The 3,133-nt window shown below is 66.0% G+C and carries 3 protein-coding genes and 1 pseudogene; all 4 read right to left on the minus strand.

Annotated features, from left to right (window positions below):
- A pseudogene (locus Y707_RS24995) lies at positions 1-568 on the minus strand (hypothetical protein); the annotation flags it as partial.
- Between the two features lie 67 nt (positions 569-635).
- Positions 636-1,250, minus strand: a complete 615-nt coding sequence (locus tag Y707_RS0110150) for a bifunctional 4-hydroxy-2-oxoglutarate aldolase/2-dehydro-3-deoxy-phosphogluconate aldolase (RefSeq protein ID WP_026535000.1) — start codon at positions 1,248-1,250, stop codon at positions 636-638.
- A complete protein-coding gene (locus Y707_RS0110155; RefSeq protein ID WP_026535001.1) occupies positions 1,238-1,981 on the minus strand; it encodes an IclR family transcriptional regulator in 744 nt (247 codons plus the stop codon). Before Y707_RS0110155 ends, Y707_RS0110150 begins: the two co-directional genes overlap by 13 nt.
- Positions 1,982-1,983: 2 nt before the next feature.
- Positions 1,984-2,916 carry a sugar kinase gene (locus Y707_RS0110160; RefSeq protein WP_253905124.1) on the minus strand — a complete coding sequence of 311 codons (933 nt, stop codon included), beginning with the start codon at positions 2,914-2,916 and terminating at the stop codon, positions 1,984-1,986.
- Positions 2,917-3,133: the final 217 nt, after the last annotated feature.

A 3,133-nucleotide genomic window follows, 5' to 3' on the forward strand; every position in this document is an offset into this window, starting at 1 on the left:
ATCCGCCGAGCAGTTCGGAGACGGGTACGCCGAAAGTCTTGCCTTTGATGTCCCAGAGGGCCTGGTCGATGCCGGCCAAGGCGCTCATTAGGATGGGCCCGCCGCGGTAGAAGCCGGAGCGGTACATAGTGCTCCACAGGTCCTCGATGTGCCGGGGGTCCTTGCCGACGACGTAGTCGGAGAGTTCCTCGACCGGTCGGTCACCGCCGATCCAGGAGTAGACCCGGATCCGGTCGCGCACCGATCCGCCGAGCAGTTCGGAGACGGGTACGCCGAAAGTCTTGCCTTTGATGTCCCAGAGGGCCTGGTCGATGCCGGCCAAGGCGCTCATTAGGATGGGCCCGCCGCGGTAGAAGCCGGAGCGGTACATAGTGCTCCACAGGTCCTCGATGTGCCGGGGGTCCTTGCCGACGACGTAGTCGGAGAGTTCCTCGACGGCGGCGGCCACGGTGGCGGCTCGGCCTTCGATGACCGGTTCGCCCCAGCCGGTGACGCCGTCGTCGGTCTCAATCTTGAGGAACAACCAGCGCGGGGGTACCTGATACGTGGTTAGTTTGGTGACTTTCATGCAGTCCCTTCGTGCAAGGAATGGATAGGGGTTGTGCCCGGGTGGCTACTGCTGCGGGCGGGGGCTGTTACTGCGGCCGGGCGGCGAGTTTGGACAGCTGGTCCAGCTGTGACGGATCTTCCAAGGCGGAGCCCACGGCGATCACGGATGCGCCGGCGGAGAAGTATTCCTTCGCGTTGACCGTGCTCATGCCGCCCGTGGCCACGATCTTCAGAGTCGGGAAGGGCCCATGCATGGCGCGGAACCACCCGGGCCCCAGCGAGGTGGCCGGGAATGCCTTGATCCAGGTGAGCCCCAGATTGAGCGCGCTCTGGATCTCCGTCGACGTCGCGACGCCGGGCAAATGGGGGAGTCCGGCGTCGATACTGGCCTGTGCGACGGCGGCATCGAACCCGGGTGCGACGGTGAAGGCGGCACCGCGCGCGGCGGCCTGCTCCAGCTGCCCGATGCTGATGACGGTTCCCGCTCCGACCGGCCGGCCGCGCTTTTTTCCCGCGGCGGTGGCGGCGGCGAGGCTGTCCAGCGCGTCCGGCGACTGAATCGGCACCTCCACGATGTCGATGCCCAGATCCCAGGCGGTTTCGGACAGTTCGACGGTCTTGTCGGGGCTGAAACCGCGCAGGATGGCCATCACCGGGCAGGCTGCGAAGGCCTCATCGAACCACTCGTTTACGGGCGCCATCCCATCTCCTTTGATATTGATGTTGTTACTTCTTCGAGTTCGGGCAGAAGTTTCTGCAGTTCGCCCAGGTCCGCCCGTGCCTTCAGCGCCGTGACCGAGACGGAGGCGACAACGGCGCCGTTCGCGTCGCGCAGTGGCATGGCGATGCAGTTGACGTAATCCTCGTACTCGCCGGCATCGGCAGCCCAGCCGCGCTCGCGGGTGATTTCCAGTTCGGCGCGGAAGGCCTCCGGCGAGGTGATCGTCGCATCCGTGTAGCGGGCAAAATCGCAGCCCTCAAGCATGCCTTCGACGACGGCGGGGGACTGGTGGGCGAGGATCGCCTTGCTGACGCCGGCCGTATGCAGGAGCACGGGCTGGCCGATCTGCGAGTACAGGCGCACCATGCCGGGTTGCTCGAACTTGTCGACGTAGACGATGGACCGGCTCTGCAGTTCGGCGAGGTGAATGGTGTGCGAGCACCGCTGGCCCAAGGCCGCCAGCTCGGGTTTTGCGAGGCTGGCCAGGTCAAACTGCTCGCGGGCCAGATTCGCCAGACCGGTCAGCCGGTAGCCCACGCCATAGAGGCCGTCCTGGCGGCGGCGGGCCAGCCCGGAATCGGCCAGGGTCTGCAGCATGCGCAACGCCGTCGAGCGGTGGACCTTCAGATGTTCGGCGACTTGCGACGGCGTCCGCGGGTGGATGCTGATGAACTCCAGGATGTCGGCGGCGCGCTGAATGCTTTGCGACATGGCTACCTACCTCCCGCGGGGACGAAGTCGCTGACGCTGCCCAGCGCGCGGGCCGCGAGACGGTGACCATTCAGCAAGCGCCCCCGGGAGGGCCTGCCGCGCAGCAAGGCGGAAAGATACCCGGCGGCGAAGGCGTCACCGGCACCCACCGGCTCCACCACCTCGACCGTCTCTGCCGGCTCGAAGACACTGGCGCCGCCGGCAATTTCGGTTGCGCCGACGTCGTTGTCCTTAACTACTACTGTCCCCCGGCCGGCTATGTATTCCGCGACACTGGCGGCATCGGTCGTACCCCACAACACCTCCGCTTCGTCCCGGCCGACGAAAACCACATCGGCCCGGCGTGCGAGGTCCAGGAGAACGGGCGCGGCCTCGTCGACCGGCCACAGCCCCGGGCGGTAGTTCACGTCGAAGGAGACCAGCGTGCCGGCGTCGGCGGAGCGGTCGAACACCACAGACAACAGTTCCCGGCAGGATGTGGACAGCGCGGCGGTGATTCCGGAAACGTGCATCAGCCGCGCGTCCTCCAGCGGCAGGGAATTGACGACGTCGGCAGTCATCTTGGAAGCCGCGGAACCGGTCCGGTAGTAATGCACCTTCGTTCCGCCTGGCTGCGGGTCCTTGAAATATACGCCGGTGGGAGCGTTCTCGACGACGGCAACGTGGGAAGTGCCGACGTCGTGCTGGTTCAATGTGCGCAGCATCCGCCGGCCCAGCGGATCGTCGCCGACCTGGCTGACCCACTCTGCCGCGTGCCCCTGTTCGGCGAGGTAGAGGGCGACCGTCGATTCGGCGCCGCCGACGCCGAGTGTGAAGGATTCGGCAAACTCGAGCGGTTCCGCTTCCACGGGCGCGACGAGCGCCATCGACTCGCCGAGGCAGAAAACCTCTGTGTCCTTGGCGGGCATCGCTGAGTTCAAGATCGCCAACTTCATCTCTCTCGTTTTGGGCCGGATTAACGCTGTGCAACATGTGCAACGAGTGCGCTAAGTGTGCAACACACGAGGAGAGACGCTACGCCGTCGTCGGGCATTTCGCAAGCAGTGGGTCGTGACCGTGATTAGACGGTCGGCGTTTCCCGCAAGGCGGCGGCCGCGATGGTGCCTGCCACCAGTGTCAGCGCAGCAGCGAAGAGTGCGACGCCGGTCCAGC

This window comes from Arthrobacter sp. H14, assembly GCF_000520495.1.
Taxonomy (GTDB): Bacteria; Actinomycetota; Actinomycetes; order Actinomycetales; family Micrococcaceae; genus Arthrobacter_C.

Coding starts and splice junctions, on each gene's coding strand:
- Y707_RS0110155 (WP_026535001.1), bottom strand. CDS start 1,981: ATGTCGCAAAGCATTCAGCGCGCCGCCGACATCCTGGAGTTCATCAGC.
- Y707_RS0110160 (WP_253905124.1), bottom strand. CDS start 2,916: ATGAAGTTGGCGATCTTGAACTCAGCGATGCCCGCCAAGGACACAGAG.
- Y707_RS0110150 (WP_026535000.1), bottom strand. CDS start 1,250: ATGGCGCCCGTAAACGAGTGGTTCGATGAGGCCTTCGCAGCCTGCCCG.